This window comes from Frateuria aurantia DSM 6220, assembly GCF_000242255.2.
In the GTDB taxonomy this organism is placed as follows: domain Bacteria; phylum Pseudomonadota; class Gammaproteobacteria; order Xanthomonadales; family Rhodanobacteraceae; genus Frateuria; species Frateuria aurantia.
Genome location: NC_017033.1, coordinates 1,382,500 through 1,403,808, shown reverse-complemented (window position 1 = coordinate 1,403,808; position 21,309 = coordinate 1,382,500). Strand labels below are relative to the sequence as shown.

At 68.0% G+C, this 21,309-nt stretch carries 19 protein-coding genes; 4 read left to right on the top strand and 15 right to left on the bottom strand.

What is annotated here, in order from left to right:
• Positions 1 to 5: 5 nt before the first annotated feature.
• The 11 genes from FRAAU_RS06420 to FRAAU_RS06370 are packed head-to-tail and all read right to left on the bottom strand — an operon-like array spanning position 6 to position 10,020.
• Positions 6 to 737 (bottom strand): adenosylcobinamide-GDP ribazoletransferase, encoded by a 732-nt coding sequence (locus tag FRAAU_RS06420; RefSeq protein ID WP_014402744.1) that lies wholly within the window; start codon positions 735 to 737, stop codon positions 6 to 8.
• A complete protein-coding gene (locus FRAAU_RS06415; protein WP_014402743.1) occupies positions 734 to 1,282 on the bottom strand; it encodes a histidine phosphatase family protein in 549 nt (182 codons plus the stop codon). The genes FRAAU_RS06420 and FRAAU_RS06415 overlap by 4 nt, the downstream gene beginning before the upstream one ends.
• Positions 1,279 to 2,322: a nicotinate-nucleotide--dimethylbenzimidazole phosphoribosyltransferase gene (gene cobT, locus FRAAU_RS06410; protein ID WP_014402742.1), complete on the bottom strand. Its 1,044-nt coding sequence runs from the start codon at positions 2,320 to 2,322 to the stop codon at positions 1,279 to 1,281. Before cobT ends, FRAAU_RS06415 begins: the two co-directional genes overlap by 4 nt.
• The gene (gene cobU, locus FRAAU_RS06405) at positions 2,319 to 2,843 is read right to left on the bottom strand and encodes a bifunctional adenosylcobinamide kinase/adenosylcobinamide-phosphate guanylyltransferase (protein WP_014402741.1); all 525 of its coding nucleotides are present in this window, start codon (positions 2,841 to 2,843) and stop codon (positions 2,319 to 2,321) included. The genes cobT and cobU overlap by 4 nt, the downstream gene beginning before the upstream one ends.
• On the bottom strand, positions 2,840 to 4,306 hold the full coding sequence (locus tag FRAAU_RS06400) for a cobyric acid synthase (RefSeq protein WP_014402740.1): 1,467 nt from the start codon (positions 4,304 to 4,306) through the stop codon (positions 2,840 to 2,842). The genes cobU and FRAAU_RS06400 overlap by 4 nt, the downstream gene beginning before the upstream one ends.
• Positions 4,296 to 5,294, bottom strand: coding sequence for a threonine-phosphate decarboxylase CobD (gene cobD, locus FRAAU_RS06395; protein ID WP_014402739.1), 999 nt, complete (start codon positions 5,292 to 5,294; stop codon positions 4,296 to 4,298). Before cobD ends, FRAAU_RS06400 begins: the two co-directional genes overlap by 11 nt.
• Positions 5,287 to 6,216 (bottom strand): adenosylcobinamide-phosphate synthase CbiB, encoded by a 930-nt coding sequence (cbiB, locus tag FRAAU_RS06390; protein WP_014402738.1) that lies wholly within the window; start codon positions 6,214 to 6,216, stop codon positions 5,287 to 5,289. Before cbiB ends, cobD begins: the two co-directional genes overlap by 8 nt.
• 45 nt (positions 6,217 to 6,261) lie before the next feature.
• Positions 6,262 to 6,981, bottom strand: a complete 720-nt coding sequence (gene cobM, locus FRAAU_RS06385) for a precorrin-4 C(11)-methyltransferase (protein WP_014402737.1) — start codon at positions 6,979 to 6,981, stop codon at positions 6,262 to 6,264.
• Positions 6,978 to 7,691, bottom strand: coding sequence for a cobalt-precorrin-6A reductase (locus FRAAU_RS06380; RefSeq protein ID WP_014402736.1), 714 nt, complete (start codon positions 7,689 to 7,691; stop codon positions 6,978 to 6,980). Before FRAAU_RS06380 ends, cobM begins: the two co-directional genes overlap by 4 nt.
• Complete coding sequence (locus tag FRAAU_RS06375; RefSeq protein ID WP_014402735.1) at positions 7,688 to 8,776, bottom strand: cobalt-precorrin-5B (C(1))-methyltransferase; 1,089 nt, start codon at positions 8,774 to 8,776, stop codon at positions 7,688 to 7,690. Before FRAAU_RS06375 ends, FRAAU_RS06380 begins: the two co-directional genes overlap by 4 nt.
• Positions 8,776 to 10,020 carry a bifunctional cobalt-precorrin-7 (C(5))-methyltransferase/cobalt-precorrin-6B (C(15))-methyltransferase gene (locus tag FRAAU_RS06370; protein ID WP_014402734.1) on the bottom strand — a complete coding sequence of 415 codons (1,245 nt, stop codon included), beginning with the start codon at positions 10,018 to 10,020 and terminating at the stop codon, positions 8,776 to 8,778. Before FRAAU_RS06370 ends, FRAAU_RS06375 begins: the two co-directional genes overlap by 1 nt.
• A 207-nt stretch (positions 10,021 to 10,227) precedes the next feature.
• On the opposite strand from FRAAU_RS06370, the gene cobG reads away from it, so the two are divergent.
• Genes cobG through cobJ form a run of 4 tightly spaced genes read left to right on the top strand, consistent with a single transcriptional unit; the run spans position 10,228 to position 14,704 of the window.
• Positions 10,228 to 11,613, top strand: a complete 1,386-nt coding sequence (gene cobG, locus FRAAU_RS06365) for a precorrin-3B synthase (RefSeq protein ID WP_014402733.1) — start codon at positions 10,228 to 10,230, stop codon at positions 11,611 to 11,613.
• Positions 11,614 to 11,616: 3 nt separating this feature from the next.
• Positions 11,617 to 12,243, top strand: coding sequence for a precorrin-8X methylmutase (locus FRAAU_RS06360; RefSeq protein WP_014402732.1), 627 nt, complete (start codon positions 11,617 to 11,619; stop codon positions 12,241 to 12,243).
• A complete protein-coding gene (locus tag FRAAU_RS06355) occupies positions 12,240 to 12,974 on the top strand; it encodes a precorrin-2 C(20)-methyltransferase (protein ID WP_014402731.1) in 735 nt (244 codons plus the stop codon). The genes FRAAU_RS06360 and FRAAU_RS06355 overlap by 4 nt, the downstream gene beginning before the upstream one ends.
• On the top strand, positions 12,971 to 14,704 hold the full coding sequence (gene cobJ, locus FRAAU_RS06350; RefSeq protein ID WP_014402730.1) for a precorrin-3B C(17)-methyltransferase: 1,734 nt from the start codon (positions 12,971 to 12,973) through the stop codon (positions 14,702 to 14,704). Before FRAAU_RS06355 ends, cobJ begins: the two co-directional genes overlap by 4 nt.
• Here cobJ and FRAAU_RS06345 read toward each other — a convergent pair.
• The 4 genes from FRAAU_RS06345 to cobW form a co-directional block, all read right to left on the bottom strand.
• Positions 14,689 to 15,228: a vWA domain-containing protein gene (locus FRAAU_RS06345; protein WP_014402729.1), complete on the bottom strand. Its 540-nt coding sequence runs from the start codon at positions 15,226 to 15,228 to the stop codon at positions 14,689 to 14,691. The two genes, cobJ and FRAAU_RS06345, sit on opposite strands and share 16 nt — an antisense overlap.
• A 131-nt stretch (positions 15,229 to 15,359) precedes the next feature.
• Positions 15,360 to 16,418 (bottom strand): magnesium chelatase ATPase subunit I, encoded by a 1,059-nt coding sequence (locus FRAAU_RS06340; RefSeq protein WP_014402728.1) that lies wholly within the window; start codon positions 16,416 to 16,418, stop codon positions 15,360 to 15,362.
• On the bottom strand, positions 16,415 to 20,206 hold the full coding sequence (gene cobN, locus FRAAU_RS06335) for a cobaltochelatase subunit CobN (RefSeq protein WP_014402727.1): 3,792 nt from the start codon (positions 20,204 to 20,206) through the stop codon (positions 16,415 to 16,417). The genes FRAAU_RS06340 and cobN overlap by 4 nt, the downstream gene beginning before the upstream one ends.
• Positions 20,207 to 20,210: 4 nt before the next feature.
• Entirely contained in the window at positions 20,211 to 21,299 is a 1,089-nt protein-coding gene (cobW, locus tag FRAAU_RS06330) for a cobalamin biosynthesis protein CobW (RefSeq protein WP_014402726.1), read from the bottom strand.
• Positions 21,300 to 21,309: the final 10 nt, after the last annotated feature.

Sequence of the window (21,309 nt, the reverse complement as noted above, 5' to 3'; positions counted from 1 at the left end):
CGGGCTCAGCCCAGTCGCAAGGCCATGACGACCAGCACCGCCAGCTCCACCATCTCGGCCATGGCGCCGGCGGTGTCACCGGTGTAGCCGCCGAGCCGGCGCATGCCGGCCTGTCGCCATACGCCGAACACCGTGGCCGCGGCCACAGACGCCAGCAACCCATCGACACCGGCCAGCAAGCTGGCCAGCAAGGCCGCCGCCATGACCAGCCAGGGGGCTCGCCCTGATCCGTCCAGATCGCTGGCCAGCCCTGCGGCACGAGCGTAAGGCGTGGAAGCCAGCAGTGCCGTCAGCGCCGTGCGGCCCAGCAAGGGTGCCAGCAGCAAGGCCGGCATGCGCAGCGGCCCCGGCATTGCCTGCAGCGCGGCCAGTTTGGTCAGCAGCAACAGCACCACGGCCACCACCGCCGAGGGTCCGCAGCGGGGGTCTTTCATGATGTCCAACGTACGCGTCCGCTCGCCCAGACCCCCGATCCAGGCATCGGCGCTGTCCGCCAGTCCGTCCAGATGCAGCCCGCCGGTAAGCCCGACCCAGACCACCAGAATCAGCGCCGAGGCCAGCAGATCATCATGGTCTTCCAGCAACAGGCCCAGTCCGGCCAGGATCACCCCCAGCAACAGGCCGACCAGCGGATAGGCCAGCACCGACAGGCGGCGTGCCCGGGTATCTTCGAAGACCGAGACCGGCACCGGAATCCGGGTCAGAAAGCCGATGGCATACAGCAGGCCGCGCATCATGCCGTGGCCGGCATCCAGGACAGCGGATGCAGGGAGGCATGATGGACCTCGGTATTGGCCATTTCCCCGAACGAGCGGCCTTCGGCCTGACAGCGCAGGATCCGGATCACCCCGCCATGGGTGATCACCAGCACGCTTTCGGACGGATGCTCCTGTGCGATGCGATCCAGCGCCAGCGAAGCCCGCTGATGAAAAGCCTCGAAGGTTTCCGCACCGGGCGGCGGATGCCGTACCGGATCGGCCCAGAAGGCCTCCAGACCTTTCGGATCCTGTTCGGCGATGGTTTCGATGGGCACGCCCTGCCAGTCACCGAAATGATATTCCATCAGACCGGGTTCCAGTCGCAGCGGCAGCTGGCGCCGGGCGCTCAGCTCGGTGGCGAATTCGGCACAGCGGCGCATCGAGGAGGACACCACCCGGTCCCAGCGGCCGCCCTGCACGGCCTGACGCAGCTGCTGCCAGCCCAGCTCGCTGAGCGGATCATCCAGTTGCCCGCGATAACTGCGTTGACCGGTGTCGCCATGTCTCAACAAGGTAATGCTCATGCTTCGGAGACTCCCGCTTCGGCAAAAGTGGCCATGTTTGCATGCAAGGCGCAGGCCAGCCGCAGCAGGGGCAAGGCCGTGGCTGCTCCGCTGGCCTCGCCCAGGCGCAGCCCCAGATCCAGCAGCGGCTGGGCATCCATGGCCGCCAGCAGACGGGCATGCCCGGCTTCTTGCGAGCGATGCGAGAACAACAGCCAGGGCCGGACGGAAGGCTGGATCTTCACGGCGGCCAGCGCCGCGGCGGTGGTCACGAAACCATCGACCAGAATGGGAAGCCTTTGCTGGGCTGCGGCGATATAGGCCCCCGTCATCGCGGCCAGCTCGAAGCCCCCGAGCCGACGCAGCCACTCTCTGGCATCATGCGCGCCCGCATGGAAATCCAAAGCCTTCCGGATGGCCTCGATCTTGCGGCGCAGGCCGGCATCATCGACCCCGGTGCCGCGTCCGCTCAGATGCTCAGGCGACTCGGCCAGCAGCGCGCAACCCAGCGCTGCGGCGGACGTGGTATTGCCGATCCCCATTTCACCGCAGATCAGCAGCTGGGCACCGCCGGCACGGGCTCGCTCGACACTGCGCTGCCCTGACGCCAGTGCCGCCTCCAGCTGCTCGTCGTGCATGGCCGCATCCGACAGAAACGACGCCGTGGAAGCCGCGATGATTTCACGGCGGACGCCAGGCAGCTCGCCTGGATCATTGACCACGCCCAGATTCACCACCTCAAGCTCGGCCTGCTGTGCGGCCGCCAGCACGGCGATCGCCGCCCCTCCGTGGGCGAAGTTGCGCAGCATCTCGCCCGTCACCGCCTGCGGATAGGCCGAAACCCCCGCGGCCGCGACCCCGTGATCGGCGGCAAACACCGTGATCCAGACCGCGTCCACGGCCGGCAAGGCACGGCCCTGCATGCCGGCCAGCTCGATGGCCAGCGTTTCCAGCCGGCCCAGCGAGCCGGCCGGCTTGGTAAGCTGCGCCTGCCGCTGCCTGGCCGCCGCGGCGGCCTCCGCATGGGGCTGTGCGCAAGCACGGAGATACCACGATGTCATTGCAGTTGTCCTTTCATGGCCAGCGGCAGGCCGGCCGCCACAAATACCACTTGTTCGCATACCACGGCCAGGCGTTGATGCAGACTGCCGGCCTCGTCGACAAAGCGACGACTGAGCTCGCCCATCGGCACCACGCCCAGCCCGACCTCGGTACTGACCAGAATGATTTCGCCCGGCAGCTTGGGCAGGATCTCGATCAAGGCTTCGCGCTCCAGACTCAGGCGCTGCGGATCGGGATGACAGAGCAGATTGGTCAGCCACAGGGTCAGGCAGTCCACCAGAATAACACCGCTCTGGCTTGCCACTTCACGCAGCCGACCGGCCAGCGCCAAGGGCTCTTCGACGCAGGCCCAGGTCGCCGGCCGGCGTTGACGATGCAACTCGATCCGCTGGCGCATGCCCTCGTCATGCGCCTCGGCGGTGGCGATATAGGTGACCGGAGCCGTCTGGGCCGCGGCCTGCGCCTCGGCCCAGGCACTCTTGCCGGAACGCGCGCCCCCCAGGATCAGACGCCGGCTCATGCCGGCAGTCCCAGCAGCGAAACCAGCGCATCGGTATCCATATGCTCCTCGATCATGTCGGCCAGACGTTCCAGCGAGACTTCGCGCAACGCGGGCAGATCCAGCGCGGCCGCCTGCTCCAGCCCCGCCCAGGCCAGCAGGGCGGCCAGTGCGGGCGGATGATCAAACACGCCGTGCAGATACGTGGCGCGTATCTGTCCGTCCTCGCTGCAGGCCCCGTCCAGCCGGCCGTCGGCCAGGCGACAGAACGGCCGTGCCAGCGCAGTCCCGTGGCTGCGACCGCAATGAATCTCGTAGCCCCGCACCTCGGTACCCGCCGCCTCCATCCGGCCGCTGACCTCGCGCAGCAGCTTGTCATGCTCCAGGATCGTTTCAAATTCCAGCCAGCCCAGGCCTGCACTGCGCCCGGCAGGCCCCTCCAGCCCGTGCGGGTCCTCGATCCACTGGCCCAGCATCTGCAGGCCGCCACAGATACCGAGCAGTTTGCCACCGTAGCGCAGATGCCGCTGGATCGCCGCCGGCCAGCCCTGTGCCTGCAGCCAGCCCAGATCGCTGCGCGTGGACTTGGAGCCGGGCAGGACAAGCAGGTCACAGGCCGGTACCGCCTCGCCTGCCCCGACAAAGACCAGCTCCACCTCGGGATGGGCACGCAAGGCATCGAAATCGGTATGGTTGCTGAGTCTGGGCAGCAGCGGCACCACCACGCGCAGACGAGCCCCCGCGGGGGATGTCGACGCGCCACGGCTCAATCCGTCTTCGGCCTCCAGCTGCAGCCCCTGCAGATAGGGCAGCACACCGAGTACCGGCTTGCCGGTTTCACGCTGCAGCCAGTCAACGCCCGGCTGCAGCAGGGCCGGATCGCCCCGAAAGCGGTTGATCACCAGACCCGCCACCCGATCGCGCTCGCTGGACGAGAGCAAGGCCAGAGTGCCGACCAGATGGGCAAAGACTCCACCGCGATCAATATCGGCCACCAGCAACACCGGGCAGTCCACGGCCTCGGCAAATCCCATGTTGGCAATGTCGTTCTGGCGCAGATTGATCTCGGCCGGACTGCCCGCGCCTTCGACCAGCACGACCTGGAAGCGCTCGGCCAGACGTGCATGGGATGCCAGCACCGCCTCGCGGGCGACCCGCTTGTAGTCGTGATATTCGAGGGCCGACATGTTGCCGACCGCCACGCCATGGATGATGACCTGCGAGCCCTGGTCGGTATTGGGCTTCAGCAGTACCGGGTTGAAATCCGTCTCGGCAGGAATCCCGCAGGCCTGGGCCTGCAAGGCTTGGGCCCGCCCGATCTCGCCGCCGTCGATGGTGACCGCCGAATTCAGGGCCATGTTCTGCGGCTTGAACGGTGCCGTCCTGACGCCGCGCCTCCGTGCCCAGCGCCCCAGTGCCGCGACCAGGGTGCTCTTGCCGGCATCGGAGGTGCAGCCTTGCACCATAAGCACTCTAGCCTGCATCGACCCGCTCCCGCAGCGACTCGGCCAGTGCCTGATCCAGTCGTTGCAGACCGGCGGCATCCGGCGGCAGGCCGAAGCGCAGGCTGGCCGGCTCCGCAAACAGCCGCACCAGAATGCCCCGCCGCGCCAGGGCCTGATGCAGGGCGGCCGCCTGATCGGTCCGGCACCAGCGGAACAGGGAGCAGCCCCGGCTTTCCAGCCCATGCGCCTGCAGCACGACCTGCAATTGACGGCCGGCCTGCGCCAGCCAAGTGCGTGCCGTAGCCTGCCAGCCATGGTCGGCCAGGGCCGCGGCCGCCAGATAGCGGCTGGGGCCGCTCAGGGTCCAGGGACCCAGCAACTCCCGGGCCCGTGCCAGCAGGCCGGGCTCGGCGCAAAGGAATCCGGCCCGGGCCCCGGCCAGACCGAAGAACTTGCCCAAGGAACGCAGGACAATCAAACCGCCTTCAGACGTATGGGCGGCCACGCTGGATGACGGATCCGGATCCATGAAGGCCTCGTCGACCACCAGCCAGCCCCCCCTTGCCGCCAGCTGTCGATGCAGATCCAGCAACTGCTGCGGACTGAAATGTTCGCCACCGGGATTGTTGGGATGGATCAGCACCAGCACATCGTAGGCGTCCACCGACGCCAGCAGCTGATCCGCCGAAGCGGCAACCACCTGATGACCGGCCTGGCGCCAGGCATGGGCATGCTCCTGATAACCGGGCGCGATCACGCCGACACGGGAGCATCCCCGCAAGCGCGGCAGCACCTGGATGGCCGCCTGCGAACCGGCCACCGCCAGCACCTGGGGCGCGCAGTAATACGTGGCCGCCACCTGCTCCAGTCCGTCCTCGTCTTCGGGCAATCGCTGCCAGACCCGGTCTGGAATCGGCACCGGCGGCCAGGCGAAAGGCGTGATCCCGGTCGAGAGATCCAGCCATTCGTCCAGCGGACGACCGTATTCAAGCGCTGCACGCTGCAAACGCCCGCCATGTTCAAGCATGCTTCACCACTCCGATCAGGACTCCGCTCATCAGCAGGATCAACCACCACAGGACCACACCCCGTTGTACCAGACTGGTCGCTGCCGCCACGCTGCCGGCATCGGCGGCATGCCCCAGGCCCAGTCGCGGTCGCCGCTTCCAGTGCCCATGATAAGGGGCGCCGCCACCCAGCCTGACACGCAGGGCGCCTGCGCCGGCCGCCATCACCGGACCGGCATTGGGACTGTCCCAGCGTCCGCCCTGGCGCCGCCAGCAGGCCAGTGCGGCGCCAGTGCAGCCGCACAACGCATAGGTCAAGGCCACCATCCGTGCCGGCAGCCAGTTCAGCCCATCGTCGATTCTGGCCGCGGCCCAGCCAAAGCGGCGCCAATGCGGCGTGCGGTAACCCCACATCGCATCCAGCGTATTGGCCAGCCGATAGGCCACCACGCCCGGCGCACCAAGCAGCACAAACCAGAACAGCGCGGCAAAGACCGCGTCACTGCCGTTTTCCAGCATGGATTCGGTGCCGGCCACGGCCACCTGACGGGCATCCAGTGCCCCGGTGTCGCGACTCACGATCATCGATACCGCCCGTCGCGCCTGATCCAGCTCGCCGGCGCGCAAGGCCTTGATGATGGGGGCGGCATGCTGGGCGAGACTGCGCAAACCGATGCACAGATACAGCAGCACGGCCTGCAGCGCCCAGCCCAGCCAGGGCGAGACCCTCCCGGCCTGCACGACCAGCATCCAGCAGCACAGACTGATCGGCAGCACGGCCAAGGCCCATGCCAGCACGCCACGAGCATATCGATCGGCATGCAGATGCCGGTCCAGCCAGCCGGCCCATTGCCCGAACCCGACCAGCGGATGCCAGCGCCGCGGCTCACCCAGCCGCCGGTCAAGCACCAGAGCCGCCGCAATCAGCCAGACCGTGCTCACGACAGAGCCCCGGTAAAGTCGCACACCCTATGGATGTCTATATTCCTAGGCATACAGGGTGGACCGCGCAAAGTCGGCGGATGACAGCACCCGGCCGACGAGAATCAAGGCCGTGCGTTCGACCGGCGCTTCGGCCACACGGGCGACGATATCGTCCAGGCGACCGCGAACGAGACGCTGGTCCGGCCAGCTGGCGCGATACACCACGGCCACCGGGCAGTCTGCGCCATATTCGGGCTGCAGAATGTCGACGATTTCATCCAGGTGGCGGATGGCCAGATGAATGGCCAAGGTCGCGCCATGACGTGCCAGCTCCGGCAGAGACTCACCTGCAGGCATCGTCGTCTTGCGTGCATGACGGGTCAGAATCACGGTCTGGGAGATACCGGGCAGGGTCAGTTCGCAGCCCAGCGCGGCCGCCGAAGCGGCCGCCGCCGTCACGCCCGGGATGATTTCCCAGGCGATGCCGCGGGCCTGCAGCGCCTGGATCTGTTCGCCGATGGCGCCGAACAACGAGGGATCACCGGAATGCACCCGTGCCACATCCTGTCCCCGGGCGTCCGCCGCAGCCAGCCGCTCGATGATCTGCTCCAGATCCAGGTCGGCGGTATCGACCACTTCTTCGGCAGCATGTCCTGCCAGCACCGCCTCGGGCACCAATGAACCGGCATAGAGAATCACCGGGCATTGCCGCAGCAGACGCTGCCCCTTGACCGTGATCAGCTCGGGGTCGCCCGGTCCGGCGCCGATAAAGAACACCGTCATGTCCAGGCCTGCAGCAGACTGGCCACGTCACTGAATTCCCGGTCTGCGGCGGGCAATGCCGGGCGCCGCAGCATCACTACCGGCAGGCCCAGCCGGCGGGCCACGACCAGCTTGGCCTCGGTGGCGGCCCCGCCGCTGTTCTTGCTGACCAGCACATCGGTGCCCAGGCGCGAAAACAAGGCCTGCTCGCCGTCCGTATGATACGGCCCACGATCGGCCAGCACCTCGGCGCGTTCCATGCCGGGATGGCTGTCCAGACAGCGGATGGTCCACTGTTGATGCAAGGGTATCTCTCCAAGATGCTCCAGCGGCTCGCGCCCCAGAGTGAACAAGGGGCGACGGAAGTCGGCCAGCGCCCGCATCATCGCGGCCCAGCCATCCACCATCCGCCAGTCATCCGCCGGAGCGGGCTGCCAGCCGGGGCGACGGATCGCCCACAGGGGAATCCCGGCAAGGCGACTGGCCATGTACGCGTTGGCGCTGATCCGGGCCGCATAGGGATGAGTCGCATCGATCAGCAGGCTGATGGACTGCTCGCGCAGAAACGCGGCCAGGCCTTCGCCGCCGCCGTAACCGCCGACCCGCAGGTCGCATTCAAGTCCCTGGGGCTGGCGACCGACGCCAGCCAGACTGTAGATGTCCCCGCGTCCCAGCTCTCGCGCCAAGGCCAGTCCCTCGCCGGTACCGCCCAGCACCAGGACCCGGCTCATGCCGCCTGCCCCACGATGCGCCCCTGACGATCAATGGCCAGAACGTCCACCGCGACCGAGGCCGGCACGATGCCGCAAGCCACCCACCGCGCGCGTCGACAGACCTCGTCAGCCAGCGGCAAGCCCTCGGCATCGGCCAGCTGCAGCGCGTGCTGTGTGGTATTGGCCGCGACAATGCCGGCCTGCAAGGCCTGCGTCGCGCCCATGCCTGCAGCCCAGGCGGCCAGCGCGTCGAGATCGATGCTGGAGTGGCGACTGTGCAGGTCCAGATGTCCGGCGGCCAGCTTGCTGAGCTTGCCGAAACCACCGCACAGCGTCAGTCTGGCCACCGGCTGGCGCCGCAGATGCTTGAGCACCGCACCGACGAAGTCCCCCATTTCGATCAGCGCCATATCGGGCAGATCGCAGATGCTACGCACTGCCGTCTCGCTGGCATGGCCGGTACTGGCGGCGATATGCCTGCAACCATTGGCCACCGCCACGTCGATGCCTTGCTGGATCGAGGCGATATAGGCCGAGCAGGAAAATGGCCTGACAATGCCGGTGGTGCCCAGGATCGACAGTCCCCCGACAATGCCCAGCCGAGGGTTCATCGTTTTCAGGGCCAATGCCTCGCCATCTTCCACCCCGACACGGACCGCAAAGCCGCCGGCATAGCCGACGCGCGCGGCCAGCTGCTCGAGATGCTCGCTTATCATCCGTCGAGGCACCGGATTGATCGCCGGTTCACCGACCCCCAGCGACAGGCCGGGACGGGTCACTGTGCCAACACCGGGGCCTGCATGAAAAACCACGCCGGGCATGGCAAGGCGTTCGACCCGGCACCAGACGACGGCGCCATGGGTGACATCCGGATCATCACCGGCATCCTTGACCGTGCCGGCCTCGGCGGCATCGCCGTCATGGCGGCAGAAAGCCAGCGCGAAATCCACAATCTGTCCGCGCGGCAGCACGATGCGGACCTGCGGACCCACGGCTTCGCCCAGCATCAGCTGCGCCGCCGCCAGCGCCGTCGCCGTCGCACAGGCGCCGGTGGTATAGCCATAGCGCAACGGGGCCGCTACTTCCGGCGTTTCCTCCCGCATCAGGCCTTGACCGCATCATAGAGGGTGATCGGCAGCGCTGATCGCCAGCTGTCAAAGCGGCCCAGCGGCTCGGCATGTTCCAGCGACAGGCGGCTGAGCCGGCCGCCATGAAGCTGTCGCCATTGAAACAGGCATTGCTCGGCCTGCAAGGTCACCGCATTGGCCACCAGCCGGCCACCGACGGGCAAGGCCTCCCAGCAGCTTGCCAGCACGCCTTCGGCCGTCACGCCGCCGCCGATGAATACCGCATCGGGTCGTTCCAGACCCTGCAGAGCCTGGGGCGCGCGGCCACTCACCAATTGCAGTTCCGGTACGCCCAGTGCCTGTCGATTGTGGGCAATCAAGGCCTGCCGGCCCGGATCCGCCTCGATCGCGATCGCCTGACAGGACGCATCGCTGCGCATCCATTCGATGCCGATCGAACCGCAGCCCGCTCCGACATCCCACAAGCGTTCACCGGCACGCGGCGCCAGCCGGGCCAGTGTCACGGCACGGATATCCTGCTTGGTCAGCTGGCCATCATGCCGGAAGGCCGCATCGGGCAGACCCGGCCCTGGCGGCCAGGCGACCTGGCCCTCCGCCAGCCGGCATTGCACGGCCACCAGATTCAGCGGATCCACGTGCTGCTGCGCAGGCCACTGCTCGGCGATCGCCTCGACGACGGATTCGGCCGGCCCGCCCAGTCGCTGCCAGACCCATAGCCGGCTCGCGCCATAACCGGCACGGGCCAGACAGGCCGCCAGCTCGGCAGGCGTCCCGGCACCGGCACTCAGCACCAGCAGCTGCCGGTCCGGGCGACAATGGCGAAGCACGCTCGCCGCCTCGTGTTGCAACAGCGAAACCACGGTGCAGTCCTGCAGGGCCCAGCCCAGCCGCGCGGCGGCCAGGCTCATGGACGACGGTGCAGGCAATACCCGCCATTCGCCGGTCGGCAGCAACCGCGCCAACCGGGCCCCGACGCCATGATGCATGGGGTCACCGCTGGCCAGCACGCAGGTCGGCCGCCCCCGGCAGGCCAGCACCTCGTCCAGCGCAAAGGGGCGGGGCCAGGACCTGCTCCGTGCCGCCAGAGCGGCCGGCAGCATGGCCAGATGCCGGCTGCCGCCGAAGATGGCATCGGCCTGCATAAGCCACTGGCGGGCCATCAGCGACAGCCCCTCGAAACCGTCTTCGCCAAGGCCAACCACACTCAGCCAGGCCGACAGCCCGGCCGACTCTTCGCCACCCCAACGCACCTGCTCCATGCCCTTCCATTTCTCCGGCGCCTGCGCCCAGGCCATCTAGTGTCGCCATCAGCGGCCGGATTGCAACCGCGACGGCATCCCGACCCGGCATCACCCGCCTGCGGCATCGCCAGCGACGAGACGGCAGCGTGCCCTGCTGCAGCCGATGGCCGCCAGCCGCTAGACTCATCCCTCGACCTGCCCCTCCGAGAACAGGAAATACCTAGGATGCAAAACCACGGCAGCCCGAGGCGGAACCGCTCGGTACAAGCCGCACAGGCCGCCTGTCCGGGCCTGATCAACCTCGTGCAGGCCGTCGACGGCGGATTGTGCCGGATCAGGCTCGCCGGCGGCCGGATGACCGCGGTACAGGCCCGGGCCCTGGCCGCAGCCGCCCGCGAGCATGCCGAGGGCCCGCTGGAGATCACCAATCGGGCCAATCTGCAATTGCGCGGCATCCGCGCCGAGGCCGGTCCCGGGTTGATCCAGGCCCTGATCGATGCCGGACTCGGGCCGCTGCCCGCCAGCGATAGGGTCGATACGGTCGCCCTGAGCCGTCGCGATGCGCGCCGCAATGTGATGATCAGTCCGCTGGCCGGCATCGATCCGCAGATGCGCATCGACACCTCGGCCTTGGCAGCCGACTTGTTGCAGGCGATGCAGCAGGATGCCGCGCTTGACGGCCTGTCACCCAAGTTCGCCGTCCTGCTGGACGGCGGAGAACGCCTGGTCGACCGTCGTCATCCCCACGATATCTGGCTTTGCATCGACCAGCGGGATCTGCCGCAGCCTCCGGGACTGTGGCTGGGCCTGGCCTCCGCACCGGCTGTGCCCGTGCATTGTCCAGGCTATACGGCTCCACAAGATGCGGTGACCACGGTGCTGGCCCTGATGCGGGCCTTTATGGAGCTGGCCACGGCAGGCCAGCTGCGGATGCGTGATGTGCTGGCCGACCAGGGTCTGCAGGTACTGCTGAGCCGGGCCCGCCGCCACGGCGCACGGCTGAAGCTGGCGACACCGCCTGCCGGAGCCCTGCCCTGCGCAACCGGCGTCGAGCCCCCGCTCGATCCGGCCCGGCTGGGCCAGCAGCCCCAGGCCGGCGGCGACCTCTGCCTGATCGGCTTCCAGGCCCCTCTCGCCCGACTGGATGCCGACATGCTGGAAGGACTCGCCGAGCTGAGCAGCCAGCTGGGACGTGGCGAACTGCGGTTCACGCCTTGGCAGGGCGGTCTGCTGCCCCATATCCGGGCCGTCAATGCTCCGGCCGCCCTGACCGGCTTGCGCCAGCTGGGCCTGATCACCGATGCCGCCGACCCGCTGGCACGGCTGCTGGCCTGCGCCGGCCGGCGCGGCTGTGCCCGCACCCAGGCCGATACCAAGGCCGACGCCTTGCGCCTTGCCCGGGCCGAACTGCCACCCACCGGCATCCATCTCAGTGGCTGCCCGCGCAGCTGCGCCGCGGCCTCCCCTGCCGGCCATACCCTGCTGGCCGTGGACGGGAACCATTATGATCTGTACCGTCGCGGCTCCGGCCGGGACTTTGGAGAGTGCCTGGGCCGGCACCTGACTCTTGAAATGGCGACCGGGATCATGCGGCCCCCGGCCGCGGAGTGACTGATGTTCGACTATATTCGTGATGGCGCAGCCATCTACCGGCAGTCCTTTGCCATCATCCGGGCCGAGTCCGATCTTTCGGGCATTCCCGCCGATATTGAGAAACTGGCCGTCCGGGTGATCCATGCCTGCGGCATGCCCGATATCGTGACCGACCTGGTGTGGAGCGAAGGCGCCGGAGCCATCGGCCGGAAGGCGCTGGCCAGCGGCGCACCTGTTTTCTGCGATGCGCGGATGGTGGCCGAAGGGATTACCCGCGCCCGGCTGCCGGCCGACAACCCGGTGATCTGTACCCTGCAAGACCCGCAGGTGCCGGCCATGGCCGCTGCCAGCGGGCAGACCCGCAGCGCCGCCGCCGTCGAGCTGTGGCAGGAGCGGCTGGCAGGCGCCGTGGTCGTGATCGGCAACGCGCCGACCGCCTTGTTCCGGCTGCTGGAGCTGCTGCAGGATGGCGCGCCGCGACCGGCGCTGGTGCTGGGGTTTGCGGTCGGCTTTGTCGGCGCCGCCGAATCCAAGGCCGCACTGGCCGCCAACCGGCTGGGCATTCCCTATGTGGTGGTGAACGGTCGCCGCGGCGGCAGCGCGATGGCCGCCGCCGCCGTCAATGCCCTGGCCACGGAGGTCGAATGAGCCAGCCTCAAGGACGCCTGCTCGGTCTGGGCGTCGGCCCCGGCGACCCTGAGCTGATCACCGTGAAAGCGCTGCGGCTTCTGCAACAGGCCCCGGTGGTGGCCTATTTCGCCGGTCGAGGCCGCAAGGGCCATGCCTATGCCAGCATCGAGTCCCATCTGCAGCCGCAGCAGATCCAGCTGCGGCTGGAATATCCGCTGACGACCGAAACGGTCAGCGGCCCGCTCAGCTATGACCAGATCATCGCCGCCTTCTATGATCGCTCGGCGCTCAGCGTGGCCGCGCATCTGCACGAGGGCCGGGACGTCGCCGTGATCTGCGAAGGCGATCCCATGCTGTACGGCTCCTACATGTATCTGCACGACCGCCTTGCCGCCGATCATCCGCATCAGGTGGTACCGGGTGTCTGCGCCATGCTGGGCGGCGCGGCGATGCTGGGTACGCCCCTGGTCTACCGCGACCAGTCGCTCAGCGTACTGGCCGGCACGCTTCCCGCCGGGGAACTGCACCGGCGTATCGCGTTGGCCGACGCCGTGGTCATCATGAAGCTGGGCCGCCAGCTGGCCAAGGTCCGCGAAGTATTGCAGGAACTGGGGCTCGAGCAACGCGCCCTGTATATCGAGCGCGCCACCATGGAGACCCAGCGCATGCTGCCCCTGGCCGACGTGGACCCTGCCAGCTCGCCCTATTTCTCGATGATCCTGGTGCCGGGCACGCGGTGGCAGGCATGAGGCCGCTGGCCATCATCGTGCTGGGACCCGCGGCGATGCCGCTGGCCGAACGGCTGCGAGCCATGGCGCCGGGCAGTCGCATCCACGGCCTGCGCAGCCGCCTCGGCATGCCTGCGGCCGGCTGCGACGATCTCTATGACGACTTCGGCACCCGTCTGCGCGAACTGCATGCCGGCGATGCACCGGTTCTGGCCTTGTGCGCCGCCGGCATCATCATCCGCGCGCTCGCTCCCCGCCTGACCGACGATGACAAGCTGCAAGGCGCCGCCGTGCTGGCGGTGGCGCAGGATGGCAGCAGCGTGGTACCCCTGCTGGGCGGCCTGCGTGGCGCCAATGACCTGGCCCGCGATATCGCGCTGTCCCTGGATGGCCATGCAGCCATTACCACCAGCGGCGAACTGCGCTTCGGCACCTGCCTGCTGCAGCCACCGCCGGGCTATGTGCTCGCCGATATCGAGCACGGCAAGCGACTGGTCTCCGGTCTACTGGCCGGCGATACCCTCCGGATCGAGGGCGATGCGCCCTGGCTGGACCATGTCGACCTGCCTCGCGCCGCATCGGCGACGCACAGCTTGCAGGTATCGGCCAGCATCCAGACCCCTGACGCGTCGACCCTGCGCATTTATCCACGCAATCTGGTGCTGGCCTGCCGCCATGACGGCGATACCGATGCCGCCGGGCTGGCCGATCGCATGCGCCGGCAACTGGCGGCGGCCGGACTGGCCGTCGAGGCCTTGGCCGTGGTCCTGATCGGCGCCACCAGCAGGCACCAGCAGATCGTGGCCGAGGCGGCGCGGGAGCTGGGTGCCAGCCTGCGGCGGGTGGACAGCCCGCCGCTCGATGCCGAGACCTTGCTGCGCGAAACCCTGCCCGAACTGTCGCCTTGCGGCGAACCGGGCCCAACCCTGGCCCTGGCCCAGGCCGACCGCCCTGTCGACCCTGCACGCATCGGCCGCCCCCGCGGCAAGCTCAGCGTGATCGGCCTGGGACCCGGGCATGCCGCCTATATGGTGCCTGCCGCCCGCGCCGCGCTGGAGCAGGCTACCGATATCCTGGGTTATGCCACCTATGTCGAGATGGCCGGCCCGCTGCGCCCCGGCCAACGGCGTCACCCTTCCGACAATCGCGAGGAGCTGCAGCGGGCTGCGCATGGTTTCACCCTGGCCGCCGAGGGTCGACACGTCGCCATGGTCTCTTCCGGCGATCCGGGCGTGTTCGCGATGGCCGCCGCCACGCTGGAGGCGCTGGAGGCCGGCACCGATCCGGCCTGGCACGAAGTCGAACTGGAAATCCTGCCGGGAGTCTCGGCCGCGCTGGCCTGCGCGGCGATCGCCGGCGCGCCCCTGGGGCATGATTTCTGCCTGATCTCGCTATCGGACAATCTCAAGCCCTGGAGCCTGATCGAACGCCGGCTGGCGCTGGCCGCCGAGGCGGATCTGGCGATGGGCTGGTACAACCCGATTTCCCGGCATCGCCCCTGGCAGCTGGACCGGGCGCTGGATATCGTCCGGCGCCATCGGGACGGCTCGACCCCGGTGGTGCTGGGCTGGAACATTGCCCGCCCGGGAGCGCGACTGAACACCGTAGCTCTGCAGGACTTGCGCAGCGAGATGGTCGACATGCGCACCGTCGTCGTCATCGGCTCGTCGACCACCCGGCGCTTCGGCCACGAGAACGGGCGGGAATGGGTCTATACCCCCCGCAGCCATCCGTTTCAGAAGCCCGGCTGACTCAGACCCTGCGGCGTCAGCTGCAGATAGGCCGCCTGCCAGGCGTGTGCGAGCCGGCGCGCGCCACCCGCCATGCGACCGCGCGGCTCGACGTCGATGATGCTGGCCGACCCAAGTGACGGCGGCCCCGCCGCCGGGCAGTGCTCGTCACTGAGCAGCCACAGCTCCAGTCCCAGCCCGGGATCGCGCCGGTGGCCACGCTGCAGCAGGGTCTCGGCCATCGCCAGACCGGCTTGCAAGGGGGTGCCGCCGCCGCCGGCGATCGGCTGGATCCATCGTTCGTTCCACCAGCGCGGCACCGCCGGACCGAACACCAGCCGGGCGCCGCGACCACCGTGGCAGATCAGCGCGACCTGAGATCGCGCCCGCGCCGCCTCGGCGAACCAGTCCGCCAGCAGGCCCTTGGCCAGGGCCAGCCGGCCATGCCTCAGCATCGAGGCGGAACAATCCAGCACATAGACCGTCAGTCGTGCCGAGCCGCCAGGACGGCGGCGGTAACTGAGTTCGTCCGGCCGCCGCGGCAAGCCACCCGCCCGCGCCAGACTGGCCGGCCAGTCAATGCGTGTCGATGGGCGGGCAGCGCCATTGCGTGCGACCGTGGCGGCAGTCCATCGATCCCGGCGGAGCGGTTCCGCCGTCGGCCCTGATCGATGGACTAGGGTTTTGGGAGCAGCGGCCGCACGGCCTTGACCGGCGTCATGCCGACCGGCTCGGGCGGCAGCTCGCCGAAGTCCCCTTCGTCGTCACCGGGATGCCGGCCGGTTGTCGAAGCCTCATCCGGACCGGACCGGGCATCATGATCCTGGGGCGCCGGCCCGTCCGCTGACGACGGCGCCGCTGGCAGCTGCCGGCAGCGATGCCGCAGACAGGCCGCTGCCACCTGATCCACATGCTCGATCGTCACCGCCTGCGCGCCCTCCCAGGCCGCTAGCGCCCGGGCGGCCCGCAGCATGGCCAGATCGGCACGTACGCCGTCGACGGCAGCGGCAATGCACCAGCGGCTGACGCGCTCATGCACGGCCTCGTCGAAATCCAGCTCGGCCAGGGCGGCCCGTGCGGCGAGCAGGCGCTGACGCAAAGCCGCGTCCATCTCCCGATGACGTGCATGAAAGGCCTGCGGATCGGACTCGTAGTCCAGCCGCGCCCGCACCATGGCCTGCCTTTGCTGCGGGTCCAGGCAATTGTCCAGCTCGACCATCAGACCGAAACGGTCCAGCAACTGCGGACGCACTTCGCCCTCTTCCGGATTCATGGTGCCGATCAGCACGAAACGGGCAGGATGACGGTGGGAAATGCCTTCGCGCTCGATGCTGTTGACGCCGCTGGCCGCCACGTCCAGCAAGGCATCCACCAGCGCATCCGGCAGCAGATTGACTTCGTCGACATACAGCACGCCTTGATGCGCCGCCGCCAGCAGGCCGGGCCTGAAGCGCAACTCGCCGTCACGCAGCATCGCCTCCAGATCCAGGCTGCCGATCAGACGCTCTTCGGTCGCGCCCAGCGGCAGATTCACCAGCCGGCCTTCAGGCAGCAGCGCCGCCAGCGCGCGGGCACTGGTCGATTTGGCCGTGCCGCGCGGACCGCTGATCAGCACGCCGCCCAGACCCGGATCGACCGCGGCCAGAAGCAGGAACCGGCGCAGCGGCTCCAGCCCGACCAGGGCCGAAAAGGGATAGTCCGGGCGGCTTCCGGCGGGATCCGTGGCAGCGCTCATGCATTTCGTCCTTCGATATGGTTTTCGTTGTCCAGCAGATAGCGCTCGATCCGTTCGGCCTGCTCGCCGGGCTGCTGCCACAGACCGCGGGCAACGGCTTCCAGCAACCGCTCGCAGATATCGCTCAAGGCCTGCGGATTGTGTTCGCGCAGAAAGTCGCGGGTGGCGGCATCATCCAGATAGGCCGCGCCGACCATCGCGTACTGGTAGTCCTCGACCACCCGCGCGGTGGCGTCGTAGCCGAACAGATAGTCCACCGTGGCCGCCATTTCGGCCGCCCCCTTGTAACCATGGCGTTTGACGCCATCCATCCATTTCGGATTGACCACCCGCGAGCGCAGCACCCGCGCGACTTCCTCGCGCAGACTGCGGACCCGGGGCACCTCGGGGTTGCTGTGGTCGGCGTGGTAGATCGCCGGCTGGCGCCCACCCAGATGCCGGGCCGCCACCGCCATGCCGCCCTGGAACTGGTAATAGTCATTGGAGTCGAGCAGATCGTGCTCGCGGTTGTCCTGGTTCTGCACCACCAGATCGATCTCGGCCAGGCGCCGGCCGAAGGCTTCCGGCGCGGCCTCGCCCTCGGTCCGGGCGGCATAGGCGTGACCGCCCCAGTCCCGATAGGCACCGGCCAGATCGGCATCATCCTGCCAATGCCGCCGGTCGATCAGCTCCTGCAGCCCGGTGCCATAATGGCCCGGGCGGCTGCTGAACACCCGCCAGCCGGCCTGCCTGCGCGCCTCTTCGAGCGACATGCCGGTCGCCGCCAGACTGTCGCGCTCGCGCAGAATGCGGGCCCTGACCGGATTGAGGTCATCCGGCTCATCCTGCTCGGCCACCGCCTGTACGGCGGCATCGAACAGATGCATCGCCGCGGGGAAGGCATCACGGAAGAAACCCGACACTCGCAAGGTCACATCGATGCGTGGCCGGTCCAGGGCCTCGATGGGCATGATCTCGAAATCAGTCACCCGATGGCTGCCCGGCGCCCAGACCGGGCGCACGCCCAGCAAGGCCATGGCCTGGGCCAGATCGTCGCCGCCGGTGCGCATGGTCGCCGTGCCCCACACCGAAAGCCCGATCGCCTGCGGATAATCGCCATGATCCTGCAGATGACGCTCGATCAGTTGATGCGCCGAACGCTGGCCCAGGGTCCAGGCCGCCTGGGTCGGCACCGAGCGGGTGTCCAGCGAATAGAAATTCCGGCCCGTCGGCAGGACATCCGGACGGCCGCGCGAAGGTGCGCCACTGGGGCCGGGCGGCACGAACCGCCCTTCCAGCCCGCGCTGCAGCTGGCGCAATTCCTCGGCGCCACAAGCATCCAGCCGCGGCGCCACGTCCTGTTGCAACCGCTGCAGCACCTGCACGGTATGCGGCCAGACTTTGCTCTCGGGCCAGCGTCCCTCCAGCGCCTGGTCAAGCAGACTCAATGCCAGGCTCTCCAGCCGTTCGCGGGTATCGCCCAGATGCCGCCAGGGAGCGGTATCCTGCCGCTGCAAGGCTTCCGGACGCGGACCGATCCAGGGCTTGGCCCAGTCGGCGGCACATGGGTCGATCCAGGCTTCCAGCTGCAGATCCCTGACCAGGGCCTGGGTCAGGCCGCTGTTCGCCCCGCGGCCATCGCCGACCGGATAGCGCAGCAGGGCCATCAAGGTATCGCGTCGCTGCCGTCCCGTCGGCGACTGGCCGAAGATATGCAGACCATCGCGGATCTGGGCTTCCTTCAATTCGCACAGATAGGCGTCCAGCGAGGTCAGCAGCGCATCCTCGCCCTCGCTGTCCGCCGGAGCCTCCAGACTCAGCTCGCGATGCAGGTCATGCTCGACGATGCGCTTGAGAATGCCCTTGCGCAGCAAGGTCGCGCGTCGAGGGTCGACAATCACGGCCTCGTAATATTCATCGACCTCGCGCTCCAGGTCCTGCAGCGGACCGTAGTTCTCGGCCCGCGTCAGCGGCGGCATCAGATGATCGATGATGACGGCCTGGGCCCGGCGCTTGGCCTGGGCACCTTCGCCGGGATCATTGACGATAAACGGATACAGGTGCGGCAGCGGCCCCAGCGCCAGCTCCGGCCAGCAGCTGTCCGCCAGTGCGACGCTCTTACCCGGCAGCCACTCCAGATTGCCATGCTTGCCGACATGGACGAGGGCATCGACGGCGAACGACTTGCGCAGCCAGATGTAGAAGGCCAGATAGGCATGCGGCGGGACCAGCTCGGCATCATGGTAGCTGGCATAGTCCGCCGGGTCATGGCTGCGTGCCGGCTGGATGCCGACAAAGACCTTGCCGCAACGCCAGCCGGCGATCATGAAGCGACCGGAGCGTACCGTCGGATCATCTTCGGGTTCGCCCCATCGCTGCAGGATGGCCTCGCGTGCCGCCTGCGGCCAGCGTGCCAGTTCGTCCCGGTAATCGGCCATGGACAGACTCTGCCAGGCCGGGCGCAACGGTCGCTGCACCGGATCATTGGTGACTCCGCGGGTCAGCTGACGCATCAGGGCATCGCCGTCGTCCGGCAAGCTGTCTAGCGCATAGCCCTGCGCGACCAGCATGGCGAGCATGCCGACTACCGAGGCCGGCACGTCCAGACCGACGCCATTGCCGATGCGCCCTTCGCTGAGCGGATAATTGGCCAGCACCAGCGCCAGCCGCTTGTCGGCGTTCGGCTTGTGTCGCAGCACAGCCCAGCGGCGGGCCAGCTCGACGACGAAGGCGATACGCTCGTGGTCGGGCTGGTAGCTGACCACATCGACCTGGGTCCGCTCGCAGTAATAGGCCGCGCCTTTGAAACTGATGGTGCGGGTGATCAGCCGTCCGTCGATTTCCGGCAGGGCGACATGCATGGCAATGTCGCGGGCTCGCAGGCCGTGATCATTGCCGGCCCAGCTCTCGCGATTGGCACTGCAGGTGATCAGCTGCAGTACCGGCGCATCACCGGCCAGCACGAACGTTGTCTCGGCGCCGGGCGAGGCGGCGGCGAAGGCCGTGGTGTTCAGCACCAGATCCGCCTGCACCTCGGCGCACAATTGCCGCAGAATTTCCAGGGAAAAAGCATCTTTCAGCGAAGTGATCGCCAGCGGCAGCGGGTTCAGCCCGCGCTCGCGCAGGGACTGGATCAGCGCATCGAAACTGGCCAGATTGGCCGCCTGCAGATGCGCCTTGTAGAACAGCAACGCGACCACCGGCGCACCGGCCTGCCAGTGACCACGCACCTCGGCCAGGGTCGCCAGCTCCCCGCCGGGCCAATACAAAGTGGCGGCCGGAAGGACCCGTACCGGCTCGGGCTGCACCGGCATCGCGAACACTTCGCGGGCGATGCTGAGCATGAAGTGGCGGGCGTTCTGCCGCCCGCCCTCACGCAGATAACGCCACAACTGATGGCAGAAGACCGGGTCGGCCGTGCTCAGTGCCTGTAGATGGGGATCCTCCTGCAGGTCACCGGAAAACATCACCAGCTGCGGACCACCCCGGGCCTGCGCCAAGGCCACCAGTCGCTCGATGCCGTAGGGCCAGTAGGACTGGCCCCCGAGATGGTCGACGATGATGACGCGGGCATGGGCCAGCACGTCATCCACATAGAAATCCACGGAAGCCGGCTGGCGCAGGAAGCTGACATTGGTCAGTCTGACCGCCGGGAAGTCATCCCCCAGCTCGGGCATCACGCCCGCCAGCAGCGACAAGGTGGTATCGGCCGAACTGAGGATGACGATGGGAGCCGGCTGCTGGTCGACCCGCACCACGCCCTCGCTGTCGTCCACGAAGCCGCCGGGGACCGTACGCAGCAGATGCACCGGCTCAGTCCGCCTGGGCGACGGGTTCGGCCAGCAGGCGCTCCAGTTCCAGCTGCAAGGCCTCGGCCTGCAGCGCCTGACCGATCAGCACGAACCGGCAGGCCGGCGTTTCATCTGGCTGCCAGCGCCGGTCAAAGTAGCTGTCGAAACGCGTGCCCACGCCCTGGATCACCAACCGCATCGCCGCCCCTGGCGGATTGGCGAAACCCTTGACCCGGTAGATGTGATGCTGACCGACAAGCTCGCGCAGGGCCGCGATCAGCCGTTCCTTCGAAGCCGGCGTGGCGCTGACCACCACCGAATCGAATTCGTCATGGTGATGATCCGGATCATCCGCCGAGCCATGATGATCCAGGCGCAGATGGATGCTGTCCTCGGAGGCCGCGTTCAAGCCCAGCAACACGCCCAGATCCAGCTGGCCGAACTGCGAGGGGACGATCTTCACATGAGCCGGCACCTCGTCGCGGACCAGACGCTCGATCGCGGCCAGTTCGCCTTCGCGCAACTGGTCGGTCTTGTTGACGATCACCAGGTCGGCCGCACTGAGCTGATCTTCGAACAGCTCGTGCAGCGGCGACTCGTGGTCGAGGTTGTCATCGGCCTTGCGCTGGGCATCGACGGCTGCCGGATTGGCGGCGAACTGCCCCGCCACCACCGCCGGACCGTCCACCACCGTGATCACGGCGTCCACGGTGAAACCATTGCGTATCGCCGGCCACAGAAAGGCCTGCACCAGCGGCTTGGGCAGGGCCAGGCCCGAGGTCTCGATCACCACATGGTCGATGGCATCACGCCGCTCCAGCAGCTTTTCCATCACCGGATAAAATTCTTCCTGCACGGTGCAGCACAGACAGCCATTGGCCAGCTCGTAGATCTGCGAGCCTTCGGCCGCCTCGGCACCGTCCTCGCAGCCCAGGCCGCAACCCTTCAGAATCTCGCCATCGATGCCGAGCTCGCCGAATTCATTGACGATGACGGCGACCCGCTTGCCACGTGCCTGCTCCAGCAGATGCCGCAGCATGGTGGTCTTGCCGCTGCCGAGGAAGCCGGTCACGATGGTCACGGGTACTTTGTGGATGGCTGAAAGCGCCATGGATGCTCCT